Consider the following 18,794-nt stretch of genomic DNA (forward strand, 5'->3'; position numbering starts at 1 on the left):
AGAAGATTTATTTTGAGTTAAAACACCGTTCCGTATAGTGGGACGGTGTTTTTATATTCAAAGGCTGATAAAACGGGAATTTAAGTATATATTTCTATTCGTCCACTATAGCGGGACAAACGGTAAATAGCAAAGTGTAAATGTAAGCGTTGTCATATATACTGTAATCGAACATAAGTAATTCAAATCCCAATATCAATTGAAGGAGGCTTTTGATAAAGAAAACTGTTAACTAGTCGTATTAATATTCGTAAAAATATATTAAATTTAAGGAGAAAAACATGGAACAAATTATACCTTTCATTTTAGCATTTTTTGGTGGGGTTTTTGGAGCAGCAATTGGCGGAGTAACATCATTTATATTATTTGGACTATTAGGATTTATAGGTATTGGATTAATTATAGGAACTGGATCTGATGTATTTTTAAATAGTGTGGCGCTTAGTCCAATTTTTGCACCACATGTGGCATTTGCTGGGGGTGTTGCTGCAGCAGCGTACATGGGGAAATTATCTCGTAATGGTAACTTAAAAACAGAAGTTGGTGAAGTGGCTGAAGAATTTAATGGTGCAAATATTTTTGCACCAATAAACGGAACTGGAAATGTAGGTGCGTTGATTGTTGGAGGTATTTTTGGTGTATTAGGCGCTATCGTTCTTCATCTATTAGATAACGTTGTATTCTTATTAGCAGATAACTTAGCTATTTCAGTTGTAACGACAAACATTATTGCCCGATTAGTGTTCGGAGATGGTGAATTGATGAGTGCACTTCCAAAAGAAGTTAAAAAAGTTGATTTGATAACAAAAGACCTCTTATTCAACATACTATGGAGTTTTTCTTTAGCAATTGTTATGGCAAGTATGATCGAAGTCATCCAAATCCCATTATTTGGTTTTGTGCTTGGGGCATTTGTATTAGTGTTTATAGTCGCTGGAGTTAATGTTCCAATGATACATCATGTTGCATTAATTGGTGGTATGGCGATGCAAGTATTCGGAAATATTTGGCTAGCTGGTCTGTTTGGAGTTTTAGCTATGCTATTATGTGAAGCAATTGGCGTTACATTTAACGCAAATGCAAAATCACATATTGATCCTCCAGCAGCTGCGATTGTGATTATTAGTTTAATATTATTGAACTTCTTTTAATTAGATAATGTATAAATTAAAATAAAACCCTCCCTAACTAAGTCTTACATCACATAAGCTTAGTTAGGGAGGATTTTATTTTTTATTCTTAATCTTCGAAAACACCTTCGAGCCAAGAGTCAACCGTTTCTCGGTTTTCATCAATCCAATTTTGAGCAGCAGTGCGTTCATCTGTTCCGTTCTGCATAGCGTATGTGACACTATCCATGTCCGCTACTTCCCAATAGAATCTATCGATAATCTCATTAGCTTCTGGATGGTCTTCAGCAAATCCTAGACGAGTTAATGTGTTGATATTTTCTGCTTCACCATAAACTAACTCAGGATCTTCTAACATTTTTATATCGTATTCTAGGAACATCCAATGAGGTGTCCAGCCGGTAATGACAATTTCTTCTTGATTTTGAATGGCCGTTTCAAGGGAAGCCAACATAGCACCAGTTGAAGGAGATTCTAAATCCCAATCGCTGATATTGTCGTAGACTTTCATCGCTTCTTCAGTTTGAATCATAATTCCAGCACCGGGTTCAATCCCTATAATAGTCTGATCTGCATGCGTATCTAATTCATCAATGGAATCAACATCCATGTAAGAAGGAACTGAAAGTCCAGTTGTAGCACCTTCTAAGTTAGGACCTAAGTCTACAACGTCATCTTTATATTCTTCAATAATAGCACCGTGAGTGATTGGTAGCCAAGCAGTAGTCATCGCATCGGATTCTCCGGTAGCTAGTGACTCAAACATTATTGCATTATCCACTGAAATAAGATTGACATTGTATCCAGCTTCTTCAAGTACTAATCCAAGAACATTTGAAGAGGCGACTTCAGTATCCCATGGGTTGTGGACTAACTGGATTGATTCACCTGTTGAACGAGATGATAATTCTGTGTTATTGACACTATATATCACTTCAGTTACAAGTAAAGCTGCAAGTATTAATCCAATAACTATATGTATTGTTTTTTTATTCATTTATTTTCTCCTTTCAGCTCTTAATTTACTCGACTTTTATTTGAACTTTGTAAAATTCGATCAATAACGATAGCTAATACAACTAAAGCGAAACCTGAAACAAATCCAGCTCCTGCTTGTCCACGTTGTAAGGCTGTTAGTACGTTAGTACCTAGACCTGGAGCACCAATCATTGATGCAGTAACTACCATTGAAAGAGCTAAGAGAACTGTTTGATTTGTTCCTGCCATTATTGTTGATTTGGCATTAGGAAGTTCTACTTTATATAATTTTTGCCAACCAGTACTACCGAATGAATCAGCAGCTTCAACTAATTCTTCTGGAACTTGTCTAATACCTAAATTAGTAAAACGAACAATAGGTGGTAGGGCGAATATAACAGAAGCGAACACACCAGGCACCATACCAATTCCAAAGAAAGAAACAGCTGGAATTAAGTAAACAAAGGCTGGCATTGTTTGCATAAAGTCTAGAATAGGTTGAATGATTTTCTCTGCAAGAGAGCTCTTAGCCATCAGAATACCTAAAGGTATACCAACGATAATCGAGATTAAACTAGCAACAATAATTAATGTTAGGGTGTTCATCATATTACCCCATAAGTTCTGGTTGTGAATATATAATAATCCAATACCAGCAAAAATTGATAAGCCCATTTTTCTATTAGAAACGAAATAAGCAACTAACATCACAATAATGATAAAAGCAAGTGGTGGAATTAACATTAACATACGTGTCATCCATTCCATTGAACTTGTACCAACATTGTTTAATGAATCAAATAACACATTGAAATTGGCAGTTATCCAATCAATAAAGTTAGAGATCCATTCTGAAAAAGGTAACTGTGGAAACATATCTAATAAACTACTCATGGTCTAATTCCTCCTTAGTAGAATCTTTAATTTCTGTAGCATCCTCATTGTTGTCAATAACATCATATTGAGTGTCTGTTGTCATGGCACCAATAACGTTACTACGGACGATAACACCTTTTAATTCACCTTTATTGCTTGTAACAGCAATTGGCGTTTCAGAATCATGAATCACATCGAATAAGTCATCAATTAACGCACCAGATTCAACTTCTGGAACATCTGATTGAACAGCACTTGATATATCATCATGACCTTGGTGTAGTAATGATTCCACTTCATCGCGGGTAACATAACCAATTAATTGCTCATCTTTATTTACAACAAGAATGTTACTCATGCCTTCATCTACCATAATACGTAGCGCTTCAGTCGGTGTTTCTAATTGAGTTGTAACAGCTGTTGGCTCTTCCATAATATGTTGTGCTGTATATACTTTAGTACGGTCAATATCTTCTACGAAACGTTTAACATAATCATTCGCAGGATTAGAAAGAATTTCTTCCCCCGTACCAACTTGTACAACTTCACCATCTTTCATGATAGCAATACGATTACCAAGTCTTAATGACTCGTTTAAATCATGAGTGATGAAGATAATTGTTTTATTCATTGTTTTTTGCATTTCAATTAACTCATCTTGCATATCACGACGGATCAGTGGGTCTAAAGCAGAGAAAGCCTCATCCATTAATAGGATATCTGGATCATTCGCTAATGCTCTAGCTAAACCAACACGTTGTTGCATACCACCAGATAACTGATCAGGGAACTGATCCTTATAAGGAAGTAAGCCCGCGTTATCTAATGCTCGCTCAGCTTTTTTCTGGCGCTCCGCTTTCGAAACACCTTGTACTTCTAAACCGTACTCAGTATTTTCTAAAATTGTACGGTGAGGGAATAGTCCAAAGTTTTGGAATACCATACTAATTTTCTTACGACGGATATCTCGTAAATCATTTTTGTTCATTTGTGATACATTCGCATCATCTATAAATACATTACCGTTAGTCGGTTCAATAAGACGATTTAACATACGAACAAGCGTTGATTTACCACTACCTGATAAGCCCATAATGACGAAAATTTCTCCAGCTTTTACATCAAAAGTAGCTTGATTTACTCCAAGTGTTGCACCTGTAGCTGCTAATATTTCTTCTTTAGTTTTTCCTTGGTTCATTAAGTCTAATGCTTCTTTTTCATTGTCTCCGAAAATCTTTGTTAAGTTTTCGACTCTTAATTTTCTCACTAATTTTACCTCTTTTCAATGTAATCTTTTTGTAATAATCTCGTTTTTCACAATAACATAGTTGATAAAGCAAGTAAAATCAGACGAAAAGATGAATATGCTTACTAAATTAGATTATCGCTTACAATCCATTAAGTTAGCCATTCTAATAATATGATAAGAATTCTCTCATTTTCACTTTTTGAACAGAAATCAAATAAAATTTTACAATTATTAAATAATTTATATTCATAGAAGCAAGTGATAATCCTTCTGTGATAATTTTTATCTTAATTTATATAGAAATATATTTGATATTCTGGCGGATATAATGCAAGGTAAATTTCGTGCGATTTAATAAGTGTAGCGTTATAATAAACTATAAGTATTAGAATAAATAAAACGATAGGAGATTCAAAATGGAAACAATAAAAATGCAACTTCAAGAAAATAAACCTTTTCCCAATAACAAACTGCCTGTCGTCCTATATAAGAAGGCATTGGATGAGATTTTTAAACAAAACGACTATTCTGGAGAGGCTGTTCTAAGTTTCCTAGAGAAACACGACTATTCAAATGGTTGGATAAATGGAATTCTGTCAGAACATCATTTTCATTCGATTGCCCATGAGGTGTTAGCATGTATTTCCGGATCGGCGAGGGTGCAATTAGGAGGTCCTGAGTCAGAAACTATTACCTTTACTCAAGGAGATGTTGTCTTTCTACCCGCAGGGACAGCCCATAAAAAGATGGATTCAACTGAAGACTTCATAATCGTAGGCGCATATCCGAATGGAGATTCATATGATATGCGCTATGGAGAGAACAGCGAGTATGATGAAGTAAAAGAGAACATTATACAAGTACCCAAACCGGAACTGGACCCAGTCACGGGTCAATCATTTTAAAGAATTGACTCCGTATAAACGAAAGTGAGATGTATACTATGAACACAGCTAGTAAATCTGAGAATATCGAAGCCCTAATAGAAGAAGTTATACCAGGAAGCCAAATAGATAAAAATTATATTTGTGGTTATACACAACCAGGTCTAATGGCTTCTATAATGTATAATAAGTTTCAATTTTTAGTTGCTTCAGATTATTTCATTGTGTATTTTACTCCTGATAATCTACTATTATTAACCGTTACAACTTTAGGAGACTTAAGTGGAGAGTATGCAATCATTCCAATCGAAGATATTGAATTTTTTAAAGCGAAAAAAGGATTCATTCAATATAAAATCACACTCAAATTTTATGGTGAAAAGAAGAGCATGATTTTAAAATGCAATAAAGCTATTCTCAATATGAAATGGCAAAAAGAAAACTTAAATCATTTGCTTGAGACAAATTGGAATGGCTTTGTAAAATAAATCTAAAATAAACGCATTACACAGATTAATTGTTTAATGCGTCTTTTGTTATAGAGCATATTTACGTCTTAGGGCGGATGATTTTTATACTAAATTTGTTAAAATATAACTATACTAAAAAATTAAAAATAAAATCAACCTGTAATTAATGAAAGGATAGATTTAATGAATTCAAACACACAATTTTGGGGTGAAGTATTTTCAACAGGAGTTAAAAATATTTGGCTATTTGCAAAAGCTGAAGTAAAAGTCATTGGTATTGTAATATTACTACTCTTTCTAGGCTTTTGGGGAATTGGCTATGAACCTGGTTATGCTATTGCATTTGCGATTGGAATTAGTCTATTAGATTTAATCCCAGTCGTCGGAGCGGGGATTGCATTTATACCTTGGGTGATTATTGAATGGATATTTGGTGATCCGAGTCAAGGATGGTTATTACTCTTCTTATATATCGGAGTCGAAATTATCGAACAATTAATCGAACCTTTTTTCTTAGGGAAAGACTTAGAACTACCATTCTGGTTACCCGCAGTGATTATGATCTTATGTGCGGTTATATTTAATGTATTAGGGATTGTTGTTGCCTCAGTCTTAATACCATTTATAGCAGCGTATCGCCAAGTACGCAATAAATACCGTAGAGAAAATCATTTAAACAACTATTATGATTAAATACTAAAGGAGCGCAGAATATAACTGTGCTCCTTTTGTGTTTTGAGTTTAAAAAATTCTAGTCTAGATGCGCATACAATTGTGGATAATTATTACAGAGAGGGCTACGTGGTTTACAGATTTCTCTTCCAAAGTTTATCATTGCTTGGTGGGCATGTCCCCATTTCTCAGGGGGCAGGATCTCTGTTACACGCTTTTCTATATCTTGAGCTGTCGCATCATCGTCAACAATGTTGTGATGCTTACATATTCGCGTTACATGGGTATCAACTGCAAAAGCAGCTTCGCCATACGCGACACTCAAGATAATATTGGCAGACTTCGGACCAATACCGGTTAAGGATGTTAATTCTTTACGTGTAGATGGAACCTCTCCTCCAAAGTTATCTAATAATTGCTGGCTACTCATAAAAATATATCGCGCTTTATTATGATATAAGCCAATCGTATTTATATACGTTTCAATCTCTTCAATACTCGATTCGACGACCGCTTCAGGCGAAGGATATCGTTCAAATAATTTGTCCTGAATTTTTTCAATGGAAGCATCTGTTGCTTGCGCACTCAAAATGACAACCATTAATAATTGAAAGGCATTCTCATATCGCATGGTAGGTCTTGCATCTGGATATAAATTCATAATTTCATTAAGTACGATTTTGGCATCTGTTCTACTTAGCATCTTATCATTCCTACTATAAGTTTTAATTATATTATAGTATATAATTAAATATTTTACAGGAATAACAAGTTTAAAATTTACTTTTTAACTGTTTCTAGCATATTCTTAAAAGCTTCGATCATAATTGAAGCATCCATTGAGCAAGTAACGGCATCAAAGCCATAATCTCTATAATATTTTGCCTGCTCAGTATTAGCCCCAAAGATAAAAGTAAATTTATTGTTATCACGACACGCTTTATAAATACGAGCTAAAGCTTCTTTAAAAATAGGGTGATCAAATTGAGCGGGAATACCTAAGGCAATCGTTAAATCAAAAGGACCAACAAAGATACCGTCAACACCATCGATCGCACAAATTTCTTCGATATTCTCTAAACATTCAGGTGTTTCACATTGTGGGATGACTAACGTTTCTTGATTACGCTCTTTAAAGTAGGCTGGTAAATCGGAAACTTTATCACTATAGCCAAAATCAGTGACACGAGATAGGAAAAATCCACGATTACCAATGGGTGCGTACTTCCCCCAATCAACCACTTGTTTAACTTCATCAACAGTTCGAATATTTGGAATAATTAACCCTTGAACACCAACATCTAATGGACGTAATACATTCGATCGACTAATATCTTTTATTCTCATTAAAGTAGACATATCACGTAATTCAGCTGTATGAACAATTTCCAGCAGTGATTCCGCAGTAAACGTACTGTGTTCAAAATCAACAATGAAGAAATCTAACCCCGCAATTCCTAAACATTCTACGATAGAAGTTCCAATCGTTTCAAAGAACGTGCCAACCACTTGTTCGCCTGCCTGCATTTTCTTTAATATCATATTTTCTTTCATAATTATCCCCCCTAAATTCTATGTTAACTGTATCATAAAAGTAATGGGAACGCATTCATCAAAACCGCATAGTGCAACAAACTGTATAATAGGGTATAAAGAATTGAAAATAAGACAACCCACTTCAATTGCATATATAAATAAGCAAAGAACTCTCGAATAAAAGCATTCGCATTGAATACCCATTTCTTACCTGATTCAGCACCATAGCTCACAGATTTTAAACCTAGTTTTTTAGCAATCAATTCAGCTCTAAACAAATGATACATTGTACTGATAATTGCAAATGAAGCATCTTCAGAGGCAAAGTGCTGACTTGAGAATAAAATGTTTTCATATGTATTTACAGATTGATCTTCAATAATAATATGATTTTTTGGGACACCTTGGCTTATTGCATAATTAGCCATGGCTAGTCCCTCTGGAATCATCTCATCATCACCTTGGCCACCAGACATAATTAATATTAAATCAGGGGCTTCTTTGTATACTTGAATTGCTTTATCAATCCGTTTGGCAAGTAAAGGCGTCACTTTTTCTTTATTCAATCCAGCGCCTAGAACGATGAGATAATCTACGCTTGGTTTCTCTTTACTAAATAAATTCATCAGAGCCGAAAGAAGATAGCTGTTAACGACTAGTATACCCAAACAAATACCACAAACAAAGTAACCAATTCCCCATGTAATTAAAGGGAGTTGAAGTATTTCGATGACATTAATTTCGTTCAGATACAATAGAAGAGAAATGATAATACCGACAAACAAACTAATTATTAAGCATTTGAACAAATTTCTATGTTTGCTTAAGAAACCTATAGTCAAAACCACAGGTATAATTAAGAATAGAATACCTAATATTATACCCATAATTAGCGCCAAATTATTAAAGTTAAAAATCAGAAACATAACAACACTTTGAATTGCGACTAAAATCATGACCAGACCTAAAAAAATAGTTCTAGGTTCATATTTATAAATAACAAAACAAAGTACGAATAAAAGAATAAAAACTAACAATGACATTGCCATTTGATCCTCCGGGTGCATTTATTATACGAATTCAAGAAATAATGGTAACATAATCATATCAAGTTTAGGAGGAAATATGTATGACACAATTAAAAGAAACATTTACATTTTCAAACGGTTTAGAAATCCCTGCGATTGGATTGGGAACATGGCAAATGAGCCCAGAAGAAGCAGAACAAATGACAGCTTATGCGTTAAATAATGGCTATATACACATCGATACTGCCCGCACTTATGGTAATGAAGAGGGTGTCGGTAAAGGGATGAAAGCTTCAGGAGTGAACCGAGAAGACTTTTTCCTAACTACTAAAGTAAGTGCTTTTTCAAAAACTTATGATGAAGCTAAAAAAGACATTGAAGACTCATTAACGGCTTTAGATACTGAGTATCTTGATTTAGTGATTATTCATGCTCCTCGTCCTTGGGATAAAATGCATTCCGATGGACCCATTGAGAAATTATATTTTGAAGAGAATCTGCAAGTATGGAGAGCATTGGAAGAAGCATATGAAGCAGGTAAAGTAAAAGCCATTGGTGTTTCAAACTTTGAAATTGATGACTTAGTAAATCTGCTAGAGAATGTAAAAATCAAACCAATGTTAAATCAAATTAAATACCATATTGGTTTCCGCGATGAGCAGTTAGTTCAATATTGCCAAGAAAATGACATTATTGTAGAAGCTTACTCTCCAATTGGAACAGGAAAATTATTAAATAATCCGGACATTCAAACGATTGCAGATAAATACAATAAATCAACAGCTCAAATTGCGATTCGTTATTGTTACCAAAAAGGCTTAGTTGTATTACCAAAATCAGTTCACGAAGAATATGTGGATAATAATGCGGATCTTGATTTTGAGATTTTGGCAACTGACATGGATTACTTAAATCGTTTAGTTATAAACTAATATATATAGAAACAGACTCCAGTAAAAACTGGAGTCTTTTTTTTTGTTATTCACATCCAATGCCGTCGTTATCACGATCTAAATGTGATGCATAGCCAGGTTCACCGCGGTAAATTGGTGCCGCGCCGGCTTCTCGTACAGCAGTACAATTTTTATATGAGACATATTCTTCTACAGGAGCTTCTGTTGCTATTTCAGCAAAACCAGCAGGTTCTATCTCACCTTGACCTTCATTCGCATCGGAATTGACCGGTTGATTCGAAGAAGAGCTGTTCACAATCGCATTCCCAGTAAAGTATAAAGTAGTGCCAGGGTGATCATTGTTCGCTGGCGCTGTGGTTGCTGTTTGTTCAATATATTCCCCGTCATGCTGACCAGTTCCATAATCAAGCTGAACATTTTTCTGTCTATTTGGAATATAGATGTTAAATTGAAGGGTTTCGCCGTTATCATCAATGGAGAAACCTTCCATAAATGCACCTGAAGCAAGTAAGTTCCCATCTTCAAAGAAAGGAGTCACACGGTAACGGACGGTAAGTAAGTCATTTTCGATGGTACTTGCGACAAAGTTCTCAAAAGGTAACATACCATCCATATTAAACCATCGTGTTCCGGTCATTAGATTTAATTCTGGTACACCTTCACCAATCAATTGATGTCCTATTAAGTGTGATCGATTATAAAGCCAACCCCCACTACCGATTTGCTTGTACTTCCCTTGATGCCAACCAGTAGGGTGGATGGCCGAGATATCTTTTCTTGACTCTTGTTCAGCAGGTAAGGTATCTACAGAAAGAACTGCGTTAGCAGCACCTACGCGACCTAAGTCATCTAATTGACTAAATTCCACCCATGTTTTTGTTGCGGTAATATCTTTGTTAGTAAAGTAAGGGATATTATTATTAATCTCGACATAAGTTTCTCCTTCAGGCACATTTGGTGCACTTTTCGGCAATTCTGGTGTAATCGAGAAGCCACTGCTATCAATAAATTGTTCGTTAGCATCTGCGGACTTATGATCAACGGGAAATACAAGTAGCGTCAATATAAAGAATATTGACAGTTTATGAAATACATTCTTATTTATTTTCAAATTTTATTCTCCTAATCCAATGTTTATCTTTATTATATTAATAATTAATTTATTTACAAGACCTTTATAATATTTAATTATACAAATGAATATATATGGCTGATCATATTGGGAAACAATTAAATAAATAATAATTATATAAAATTTTATATAAACACTTGATATTAATATTAGTTATATATATAATAAAACCATTCGATAGTGAATGTAATCACAATGTGATAATAAGTGATTTAAGGGGTGATATCATAAATATAGAAAGATTTATCGAAGTCCGAAAACAAAGGGGCTTAGTTCAAAGTGAGCTAGCTGAAGGCATATGCACTCAGGCGACTTTAAGTCGGTTTGAAAACAACGGTCACGTACCGAGTTTAAAAATATTAATTAAATTATGTAATCGGTTAGAATTACCACTTAGTGAATTGTTTCCTAAAGTTGGAGTCAAGCATTCTAAGTTAAAAGAGTTAATGGAAGAAGCCGAATTCTCGCTCATCTTAAGTGAGTATGAGAAAGCAGGGAATTTGCTGGAAAACATCGATTTAACTCTGATTGATAACTCTGAATTAACCATGCGATATCATTATTTAAAGGCATTTGTGATGATCTATAATAAGCATTCTACTATTGATACGTTGTATGAATTAGATCAGATATTACTTGATAATCATATAAATCAACATGAATTATATAAATTATTGGCTTATACGGGCAGTGGAATTATCTTTAAGCAATTAGATGAGTTAGAAAAAGCGGAGTTTTACTTTGCGAAAGTCTTAGATCGGATTTATGATTTTCCGACCAATCATATGGAAGAAGTTTGGCGCGTGTTACACATCGTCTTTGAATGCAGTAAGTTCTACGCGCATATCGACGAGATAGATATTAGTAATGCTTTAGCTGAACATGCCATTTCTATTTGCTCAGATAACCATGTAACCTATTATCTAGCGAGGGCGGCGATTCAGTTAGCTAAAAATGCTATGACCGTAAAAGAATCTAAAGATACAATCTTAGCGTTAATTTATGACGCTCGGGCTTATTCAAAAATTAATCGAAATAAAATCGCATTAAAAGAACTTGATGAGATGGAAAAATATATAAAAAATGAATATTAATAAGAGGGGATATTTAAATGAAGAAATTATTAGGAATTGTTGGGACAAACTCAGATAATTCAACTAACCGTAAGTTATTACAATATATGGAAACACATTTTTCAGAAAAAGCTGAAATAGAATTAGTTGAGATTAAAGACTTACCCATGTTTGTCAAAGATAAAAGCATTGAATTACCAGAAAGTGTTAAAGAGTTATCAGATAAAGTTGAACAGGCTGATGGTGTAATCATTAGTACACCTGAATATGATCATTCTGTACCAGCTGCATTAATGAATGCTTTAAGTTGGTTATCATTTAAAACACATCCATTCGTTGATAAGCCAGTCATGGTTGTCGGTGCATCATATGGAACACTTGGTTCATCACGAGCTCAAATGCATGCCCGCCAAATATTAGACTCACCAGAATTAAAAGCTAGAATTATGCCAAGTTCAGAATACTTACTAGACCATTCATTACAAGCATTTGATGAACAAGGGCAATTAATTTCAAAAGAAAAAATTGAACTACTTGATGGCTTATTCTCAGATTTCTTAACTTTCGTTGAGATTACTGGGCAATTAATGGAAGCACATGCTGTTAATGTTAAAGAAGCAGATAACTACACTTGGGAAGACTAATAAAGGAGATAATATAGTATGAAATTAGTAGGAATCGTTGGATCAAATGCAGTAGGATCATATAACCGTTTATTATTACAATTTATCCAAAAGCATTTCAATAAATTAATTGAATTAGACATCGTTGAAATTGATAAAGTGCCATTATTTAACCAAAGTGATGACCAAACTCAATCACCTGTTATTCAAGATATTGCTAAAAGAATTGAAGCGGCCGAAGGAGTTATCATTGCGACACCTGAACATAATCATACAATTCCCGCAGCATTAAAAAGTTTGATTGAATGGCTATCATTTAAGATTCATCCTTTCGAAAACAAACCAGTGATGATTGTTGGTGCATCGTACTATACTCAAGGTTCTTCCCGTGCACAGCTATCATTAAGACAAATATTAGATTCTCCAGGAGTGAACGCAATAGTATTGCCTGGCAATGAATTTCTATTAGGGAACGTAAAAGAAGCTTTTGATACTGACAATAACTTAAAAGATCAAGGTACAGTTAACTTTTTAGCATCATGCTTAGAAAAATTCATTCGTTTTATTAAGGTGGTTTCAGCATTAGAAGATAAAGAGGAGAATATAAAAGTGATTAAACCAATTGAAGAAGATTTATTTGCTAATGGTAAAATTGACACAACTATCGAAGGTATAGATATGAATGCACCTGATTGGGTAGAACAAGTCAACGAAAAAGTTAAACCAGCTACAGGTAATGACTATGTTAACCTTAATCGTGGTGTTTTAACTGTTAACCAAATTGATCAATTCTTAAGATCAATGCCTATGGAATTAACATTTGCGGACAGTAACAACCAATTTCTATATTATAACAGCGTTCTTCCACCAGAGGAAATGTTAGCGAAACGGTATCCAGAACAAGCTGGAAATCCATTAGGTGCATGTCATCCAGATTTTACGCATAAAAATGTAAAATGGGTAATTTCACAACTTCGTTCAGGAAAACAAGAGAATGTACGTGTTCATGTTCCAACTCATGGGCCAGATAAATATGTAGTACATAATTACCAAGCAATTCGTGATGACGAAGGTAATTATATGGGAATTAATGAGTATATTATGGACTTAAAACCAACTATTGATTGGTATTTACAACAAACTGGACAAGAGCTAGTAGGTGGTAAAGATACAGTATCTGGTGCATCTCAAAGCGAAAATAAAAAAGCAGATGCAGTTTCAGGTGCTTCTGCAACCGAAACTGTAGAAGAACCAGCAGTAGATACAGTATCAGGAGCTTCATCACATTAATTCGTTTAACATCTTGGAAATTCGGAGTCTAGACTCCGAATTTTTTATTCTAAAAGTATATATTTAAGGGGCGTTAGTCTATGGAAAGTATTGTATTCAAAGCAATGGGAACAACAATTAGTCTTCAGATTCAACACGAATTCGCAGATTACTTGTTAAAAGAAGCCAAAAAGCGATTATTAGATTATGAAAAAAGATTTAGTGCAAACAATGATAATAGCGTATTAATGAACGTGAATAAATTAGCAGGCATAGAATCAGTTGTAGTTGATTCAGATATATATGAATTGATTAAAATCGGAAAGGAATACAGTTTAGATGCATCGAATACATTGAATATAGCCATTGGCCCATTGATTAAACTATGGAAGATCGGCTTTCAAGGGGCCAACGTTCCAACACAAAGTGACATTGAAGAATGCTTAAAACTAATAGACCCTCAGTCAATTATTTTATCCGAGGAAAATCAGTCAATATATTTAGAGAAAAAAGGGATGGAAATTGATTTAGGTGCTTTAGCTAAGGGTTTTTTTGCTGACAAAATCAAACTATTTTTAAAGCAGGCTGGCGTTGAAAAAGGAATAATTGATTTGGGAGGAAATGTCTTACTTATTGGATCACACTATGTTAATTCAGATGGATACTGGCGAATTGGTATACAAGATCCTTTTAAATCACGACAAAATATAAAAGGATTAGTAAAAGCGAAAGATGTTTCAGTAGTGACCTCAGGCATCTACGAACGAGTCCTTGTACTAAACGGCCAAGAGTATCATCATATTTTTGATAGTCAAACTGGTTATCCTGTGAGGAATGATATTGCAAGTGTGACGATTATCTCATCGGAATCTTTAGCGGGTGAATTATATACAACAATGTTCTATCAATACAAAAGTAGTGAAACAATTAACTTAATTAATAATATTAAAGGAATTGAAGCCATTGTTATTACTAGAGATAACGATATATTAATGACTGATGGATTAGAAAATACGTTTGTACTAGTTAATTAGTATTCCATTTTTATCCATAAATAACTATAACTTATCAAATTATAAGTTATAAGAGAAATAATAAAAATAATGGAGGTGCTTTCTATGGTTTTAGATTCTAATTGTGGTTACTGTCAGCAAGGTGAATTGTTGGATGGATTTGGATACTTAGTATGTGAACTTGAATCATCAATGGTTATTATATTCCGTGAACAAAGTCATAAGGGACGAGTTATTGTCGCCCACAATAAACATGTTAGTGAAATGGTAGACTTATCAGATGAGGAACGTCATTTATTCTTTTCTGAAGTATCAAAAGTTGCTGAAGTTATTCATACACTTTATCAGCCTGATAAAATTAATTATGGTGCTTACGGTGATGGTGGTTCACATCTTCATTTCCACTTAGTTCCTAAATATGCTGGTGGATTCGAATGTGGTACACCTTTTGCTATGAATCCAGAGAAAATATTTTTAAATGATGATGAATATGAAGCGATGGCTTCTGATATCCGTAAAGAACTCGGGGTTTAATACGAATGGGAGAGCAGTTTTGACTGCTCTTTTTTAGTGTAAATTATTGCTGTATTTATAGGAATTACATTTTTATTAGCGTAGATTTTTTTAGCAATAAATGTAAACCTTTTCAAATGCAAGCGATAATTATAAGTAATTATATTTTAAAAGTCGAACGTTCGACTTTATAGATTCTGTTTAGTTCGCTAATACATTGTTAACGAATTATAGAAGGTGTATCGTACTTGTGACAGGAACGAATCAATTTTTAAAAATTGGATAATAGGAGTGAATAATTTGGTGAGAGCGATTGAAGGAATGAGCTCAGTAGGAGCGAATTTCCGAGGAATTGATAGTGTCGTTGAGTCAGGCGGACTATTTGGTATTTGGAATCATCCCTTAGCAAGTAAAATTACATACTTTGGGCTTCATGCATTACAACATCGAGGACAAACGAGTGCTGGGATCGTTAGTAAGCATAATGAAAGTTTCAAGAGCTTTCGGGGTAGTGGGCTCATATCGCACGTTTTCGATTCAGAAACTAAGTTAGACACACTCGAAGGGAATTGCGCTATAGGGCAAGTCCGTTCAGCAACAGTTAGTGATCAAAAAGATGACTCTAATATTCAACCTTTGTTATTTCATTTCAATAATCAGTCGATTGCTATTACACATAACGGGAATTTAACAGAAGCTTTATCATTAAGAAGAGAATTAGAAGACGACGGCGCAGTATTTTCCACAAATTCAGCAGCAGAAATTCTCATACATCTTATTCGTCGCTCGAAAGAAAATGAATTCAGCAAAGCATTTGAAAAATCCATTGCAAGTTTAAAAGGAGGTTTCAGTTTTTGCTTATTAACTGATAATGCGTTATATGGGGCTGTTGATAGACATGGTTTTAGACCTTTGATTATAGGCCAGTTTCCTAATGAGTCCTATATTTTAGCCAGCGAAACATGTGTTCTTTCAAGTATTGGTGCAAAATATGTCACTGAATTAAAAGCCGGCCAATATGTTGTAATTAACGAAGATGGATATCACATCAATCAATATACAACAGAAGAGACAACCACTTTAGAACCAATGGAATTTATATACTTTTCAAGGCCTGATTCTGACATTGCTGGTATAAACGTCCATAGTGCTCGAAAAGAAATGGGTCGTAGGCTTGCTATCGAAGAACCTACACCAACGGGCGATATAGTCATAGGTGTGCCAAATTCCTCATTATCATCTGCAAGTGGTTATGCTGAGCAACATGGCCTACCTTATGAGATTGGCTTAATTAAACACCAATATATAGGGCGAACTTTCATTCAACCTACACAGGAACTAAGAGAACAAGGTGTTAGATACAAATTATCAGCTGTAGAATCATTAATTAAAGGTAAGTCAATTGTATTAGTCGATGATTCAATTGTTAGAGGGACTACAATTAAACATTTAGTGAAGTTATTAAAAGAAGCTGGAGCTAAAGAGGTACATTTGCGAATTGCTAGTCCTCCCATTCGGTTTCCAAATTACTATGGAATTAATACAACTCATACAAAAGAATTGATTGCATCAATGTATACTATTTTTGAATTAAATCAATTGTTTGGAAGCGATAGTTTGGGATATCTGTCAGTGCAAGGCTTAGTTGATAGTATTAACTTCGATCCTAATATTGCGACACAAGGAGTCAGTTTAGATGCGTATACTGGAGTCTATCCATCGGATATTGGAGATTATAAAGAAGAATTTGAAGCGAGTTTAACGCCACTACAAATAAAAATTTTAAAAGGAGACAATTGTGATGAGTAATGCATACCAAGAATCTGGAGTCGATATTGAAAAAGGCTATGAAGCTGTAGAGAGAATGAAGAAACATGTTAGCCGAACAATGCGCCCTGAGGTTATGAACCAGCTGGGAAGTTTTGGTGCTTTATTTAAACTTGATACACAAAAGTATGATAATCCTATTCTTGTTAGTGGTACAGACGGCGTCGGCACTAAGATTTTATTAGCTCAACAATCAGGAATCTTAGATACAATCGGTATTGATGCTGTAGCTATGTGTGTGAATGATATTTTGGCTCAAGGAGCTCAGCCACTATTCTTTCTTGACTACTTAGCTGTAGGCAATGCTATTCCTGAAGATATTGAACGAATAGTTTCTGGTGTAGCTGAAGGGTGTGTTCAAGCGAATGCTGCTTTAGTTGGTGGGGAAACGGCTGAGATGCCTGATTTATATAATACGGGTGAGTTTGACCTTGCAGGCTTTTGTGTTGGTGTTGCGGATGAGGCAAATATCTTAGATGGATCCAAAGTTAAAGAAGGCGACGTCTTAATTGGTTTAGCTAGCTCTGGCATTCACTCTAATGGTTATTCTTTAGTACGTAAGATTTTCTTTAAAGATAATGATATGAGCTTTCAAGATAAATTATCCGATGGTAGTACACTTATTGATTGCTTACTTACACCTACTAAAATTTATGTTAAAGATATTTTACCATTTATTGATTCCCAAAAAGTAAATGGAATAGCTCATATTACTGGTGGAGGATTCTTTGAGAATCTGCCTCGCATGTTTGGTGATAACTTAACAGCAGTGATAGATGTTAATTCATGGGCAGTTCCAACTATTTTTAAAGAAATGGAACGTTTAGGAAAATTAGACTTTGAAGAAATGTTTAATGTATTCAATATGGGAATTGGTATGGTTCTGGCAGTTGAATCAAAGGATGCACAAGAGTTTTTAGAGACCGTAGAAGGAAGCTCTATTATTGGATGCATTGAAAAACAAACGATGTCTGATGAAACAGTTCGTTTAGTGATGGAGAAGGAGTAAGCTGTGACAATAAACTTAGCTTTATTCGCTTCAGGTAATGGATCAAATGTTCAAGCTATTATTGATGCTGTAAAAGACAAAAAAATAAAAGCACATATTCAATGTATCGTTTGTGATAATAAACACGCTTATGTAATTGAAAGAGCACGGGATGCAGGTATTAACTGCATAGTAGTAAGTCCAAAGGAATTTGCCAACCGGAAACTCTGGGAACAACATATTGTTAATTACTTATTAGTGAATCAAGTTGACCTTATCGTTTTAGCAGGTTTTATGCGCATCATTAAAGATGAAATACTTGGAGCTTTCCCTAAACGTATTATTAATATACATCCATCAATGCTTCCAGCATTTCCTGGAAGAAATGGAATATTAGATGCGTTTCAAGCGAAAGTAAAGGAAACTGGTGTAACCATTCACTATGTAGATGAAGGTATTGATACTGGAGAAATTATTGCTCAAGAAAGCTTAACAGTACAAGGATATTGGACACTAGATGAGTTAGAAGCGCAAATTCATGCTATTGAACATAGACTGTATCCGATAGTTATACAACAAGTGATAGAAGACATTCAATATACAACTCAGAAAGGATGAA

General features: G+C 34.5%; 20 protein-coding genes. 13 read left to right on the forward strand and 7 right to left on the reverse strand.

All coding sequences use genetic code 11. The features are described 5' to 3' along the window. The first annotated feature begins 281 nt into the window (after positions 1 to 281). Complete coding sequence (locus HYQ40_01050; protein ID MBZ6526344.1) at positions 282 to 1,151, forward strand: hypothetical protein; 870 nt, start codon at positions 282 to 284, stop codon at positions 1,149 to 1,151. 88 nt (positions 1,152 to 1,239) lie between these two features. On the opposite strand, the gene HYQ40_01055 is transcribed toward HYQ40_01050, so the two are convergent. From HYQ40_01055 to HYQ40_01065, 3 genes are read right to left on the reverse strand one after another with little or no spacing between them, the layout of a single operon-like run. Further along, positions 1,240 to 2,127, reverse strand: a complete 888-nt coding sequence (locus HYQ40_01055; protein ID MBZ6526345.1) for a glycine betaine ABC transporter substrate-binding protein — start codon at positions 2,125 to 2,127, stop codon at positions 1,240 to 1,242. 20 nt (positions 2,128 to 2,147) lie between these two features. Further along, positions 2,148 to 3,002, reverse strand: a complete 855-nt coding sequence (locus tag HYQ40_01060; protein ID MBZ6526346.1) for a proline/glycine betaine ABC transporter permease — start codon at positions 3,000 to 3,002, stop codon at positions 2,148 to 2,150. After that, positions 2,995 to 4,182 carry a glycine betaine/L-proline ABC transporter ATP-binding protein gene (locus HYQ40_01065; protein ID MBZ6526347.1) on the reverse strand — a complete coding sequence of 396 codons (1,188 nt, stop codon included), beginning with the start codon at positions 4,180 to 4,182 and terminating at the stop codon, positions 2,995 to 2,997. Before HYQ40_01065 ends, HYQ40_01060 begins: the two co-directional genes overlap by 8 nt. Before the next feature lie 467 nt (positions 4,183 to 4,649). On the opposite strand from HYQ40_01065, the gene HYQ40_01070 reads away from it, so the two are divergent. The 3 genes from HYQ40_01070 (at position 4,650) to HYQ40_01080 (ending at position 6,280) form a co-directional block, all read left to right on the forward strand. Beyond that, on the forward strand, positions 4,650 to 5,138 hold the full coding sequence (locus HYQ40_01070; protein ID MBZ6526348.1) for a cupin domain-containing protein: 489 nt from the start codon (positions 4,650 to 4,652) through the stop codon (positions 5,136 to 5,138). 38 nt (positions 5,139 to 5,176) lie between these two features. Then, entirely contained in the window at positions 5,177 to 5,605 is a 429-nt protein-coding gene (locus tag HYQ40_01075; protein MBZ6526349.1) for a hypothetical protein, read from the forward strand. A gap of 165 nt (positions 5,606 to 5,770) precedes the next feature. Continuing rightward, positions 5,771 to 6,280, forward strand: a complete 510-nt coding sequence (locus HYQ40_01080) for an AI-2E family transporter (protein MBZ6526350.1) — start codon at positions 5,771 to 5,773, stop codon at positions 6,278 to 6,280. Between the two features lie 58 nt (positions 6,281 to 6,338). On the opposite strand, the gene HYQ40_01085 is transcribed toward HYQ40_01080, so the two are convergent. The 3 genes from HYQ40_01085 to HYQ40_01095 form a co-directional block, all read right to left on the reverse strand. Then, positions 6,339 to 6,962, reverse strand: a complete 624-nt coding sequence (locus tag HYQ40_01085) for an endonuclease III (protein MBZ6526351.1) — start codon at positions 6,960 to 6,962, stop codon at positions 6,339 to 6,341. Positions 6,963 to 7,039: 77 nt separating this feature from the next. Further along, entirely contained in the window at positions 7,040 to 7,813 is a 774-nt protein-coding gene (locus HYQ40_01090; protein MBZ6526352.1) for a hypothetical protein, read from the reverse strand. Between the two features lie 32 nt (positions 7,814 to 7,845). Next, positions 7,846 to 8,844 (reverse strand): YdcF family protein, encoded by a 999-nt coding sequence (locus HYQ40_01095; protein ID MBZ6526353.1) that lies wholly within the window; start codon positions 8,842 to 8,844, stop codon positions 7,846 to 7,848. 80 nt (positions 8,845 to 8,924) lie between these two features. On the opposite strand from HYQ40_01095, the gene HYQ40_01100 reads away from it, so the two are divergent. After that, positions 8,925 to 9,755 carry an aldo/keto reductase gene (locus HYQ40_01100; GenBank protein MBZ6526354.1) on the forward strand — a complete coding sequence of 277 codons (831 nt, stop codon included), beginning with the start codon at positions 8,925 to 8,927 and terminating at the stop codon, positions 9,753 to 9,755. 46 nt (positions 9,756 to 9,801) lie between these two features. Here HYQ40_01100 and HYQ40_01105 read toward each other — a convergent pair whose 3' ends face one another. Next, positions 9,802 to 10,848 (reverse strand): DNA/RNA non-specific endonuclease, encoded by a 1,047-nt coding sequence (locus tag HYQ40_01105; protein ID MBZ6526355.1) that lies wholly within the window; start codon positions 10,846 to 10,848, stop codon positions 9,802 to 9,804. Between the two features lie 248 nt (positions 10,849 to 11,096). Between HYQ40_01105 and HYQ40_01110 the strand changes: the two genes are divergently transcribed. From HYQ40_01110 to purN, 8 genes are all read left to right on the forward strand, one after another. Next, entirely contained in the window at positions 11,097 to 11,963 is an 867-nt protein-coding gene (locus HYQ40_01110) for a helix-turn-helix transcriptional regulator (GenBank protein ID MBZ6526356.1), read from the forward strand. 17 nt (positions 11,964 to 11,980) lie between these two features. Further along, positions 11,981 to 12,586 carry an NAD(P)H-dependent oxidoreductase gene (locus tag HYQ40_01115; protein MBZ6526357.1) on the forward strand — a complete coding sequence of 202 codons (606 nt, stop codon included), beginning with the start codon at positions 11,981 to 11,983 and terminating at the stop codon, positions 12,584 to 12,586. An 18-nt stretch (positions 12,587 to 12,604) separates the two neighbouring features. Next, the gene (locus tag HYQ40_01120; protein MBZ6526358.1) at positions 12,605 to 13,855 is read left to right on the forward strand and encodes an NAD(P)H-dependent oxidoreductase; all 1,251 of its coding nucleotides are present in this window, start codon (positions 12,605 to 12,607) and stop codon (positions 13,853 to 13,855) included. 104 nt (positions 13,856 to 13,959) lie between these two features. Beyond that, positions 13,960 to 14,868 carry an FAD:protein FMN transferase gene (locus HYQ40_01125; GenBank protein ID MBZ6526359.1) on the forward strand — a complete coding sequence of 303 codons (909 nt, stop codon included), beginning with the start codon at positions 13,960 to 13,962 and terminating at the stop codon, positions 14,866 to 14,868. A 75-nt stretch (positions 14,869 to 14,943) separates the two neighbouring features. Continuing rightward, positions 14,944 to 15,381, forward strand: coding sequence for an HIT family protein (locus tag HYQ40_01130; GenBank protein MBZ6526360.1), 438 nt, complete (start codon positions 14,944 to 14,946; stop codon positions 15,379 to 15,381). Positions 15,382 to 15,681: 300 nt separating this feature from the next. After that, complete coding sequence (locus HYQ40_01135) at positions 15,682 to 17,169, forward strand: amidophosphoribosyltransferase (protein MBZ6526361.1); 1,488 nt, start codon at positions 15,682 to 15,684, stop codon at positions 17,167 to 17,169. Continuing rightward, a complete protein-coding gene (locus HYQ40_01140; protein MBZ6526362.1) occupies positions 17,162 to 18,196 on the forward strand; it encodes a phosphoribosylformylglycinamidine cyclo-ligase in 1,035 nt (344 codons plus the stop codon). Before HYQ40_01135 ends, HYQ40_01140 begins: the two co-directional genes overlap by 8 nt. Positions 18,197 to 18,205: 9 nt before the next feature. Further along, positions 18,206 to 18,793 (forward strand): phosphoribosylglycinamide formyltransferase, encoded by a 588-nt coding sequence (gene purN / locus HYQ40_01145; protein ID MBZ6526363.1) that lies wholly within the window; start codon positions 18,206 to 18,208, stop codon positions 18,791 to 18,793. The last annotated feature ends 1 nt before the right edge of the window (position 18,794 follow it).

The sequence above is a fragment of the Aerococcaceae bacterium DSM 111021 genome, from assembly GCA_020112395.1.
In the GTDB taxonomy this organism is placed as follows: domain Bacteria; phylum Bacillota; class Bacilli; order Lactobacillales; family Aerococcaceae; genus Ruoffia.

What these genes read in the sequence shown, in the direction of transcription:
- HYQ40_01090 (MBZ6526352.1), bottom strand. Translation starts at nt 7,813, where the DNA reads ATGAAAGAAAATATGATATTAAAGAAAATGCAGGCAGGCGAACAAGTG.
- HYQ40_01065 (MBZ6526347.1), bottom strand. Translation starts at nt 4,182, where the DNA reads ATGAACCAAGGAAAAACTAAAGAAGAAATATTAGCAGCTACAGGTGCA.
- HYQ40_01075 (MBZ6526349.1), top strand. Translation starts at nt 5,177, where the DNA reads ATGAACACAGCTAGTAAATCTGAGAATATCGAAGCCCTAATAGAAGAA.
- HYQ40_01115 (MBZ6526357.1), top strand. Translation starts at nt 11,981, where the DNA reads ATGAAGAAATTATTAGGAATTGTTGGGACAAACTCAGATAATTCAACT.
- HYQ40_01055 (MBZ6526345.1), bottom strand. Translation starts at nt 2,127, where the DNA reads ATGAATAAAAAAACAATACATATAGTTATTGGATTAATACTTGCAGCT.
- HYQ40_01135 (MBZ6526361.1), top strand. Translation starts at nt 15,682, where the DNA reads ATGAGCTCAGTAGGAGCGAATTTCCGAGGAATTGATAGTGTCGTTGAG.
- HYQ40_01125 (MBZ6526359.1), top strand. Translation starts at nt 13,960, where the DNA reads ATGGGAACAACAATTAGTCTTCAGATTCAACACGAATTCGCAGATTAC.
- HYQ40_01080 (MBZ6526350.1), top strand. Translation starts at nt 5,771, where the DNA reads ATGAATTCAAACACACAATTTTGGGGTGAAGTATTTTCAACAGGAGTT.
- HYQ40_01095 (MBZ6526353.1), bottom strand. Translation starts at nt 8,844, where the DNA reads ATGGCAATGTCATTGTTAGTTTTTATTCTTTTATTCGTACTTTGTTTT.
- HYQ40_01050 (MBZ6526344.1), top strand. Translation starts at nt 282, where the DNA reads ATGGAACAAATTATACCTTTCATTTTAGCATTTTTTGGTGGGGTTTTT.
- HYQ40_01100 (MBZ6526354.1), top strand. Translation starts at nt 8,925, where the DNA reads ATGACACAATTAAAAGAAACATTTACATTTTCAAACGGTTTAGAAATC.
- HYQ40_01085 (MBZ6526351.1), bottom strand. Translation starts at nt 6,962, where the DNA reads ATGCTAAGTAGAACAGATGCCAAAATCGTACTTAATGAAATTATGAAT.
- HYQ40_01140 (MBZ6526362.1), top strand. Translation starts at nt 17,162, where the DNA reads ATGAGTAATGCATACCAAGAATCTGGAGTCGATATTGAAAAAGGCTAT.
- HYQ40_01070 (MBZ6526348.1), top strand. Translation starts at nt 4,650, where the DNA reads ATGGAAACAATAAAAATGCAACTTCAAGAAAATAAACCTTTTCCCAAT.
- HYQ40_01060 (MBZ6526346.1), bottom strand. Translation starts at nt 3,002, where the DNA reads ATGAGTAGTTTATTAGATATGTTTCCACAGTTACCTTTTTCAGAATGG.
- HYQ40_01120 (MBZ6526358.1), top strand. Translation starts at nt 12,605, where the DNA reads ATGAAATTAGTAGGAATCGTTGGATCAAATGCAGTAGGATCATATAAC.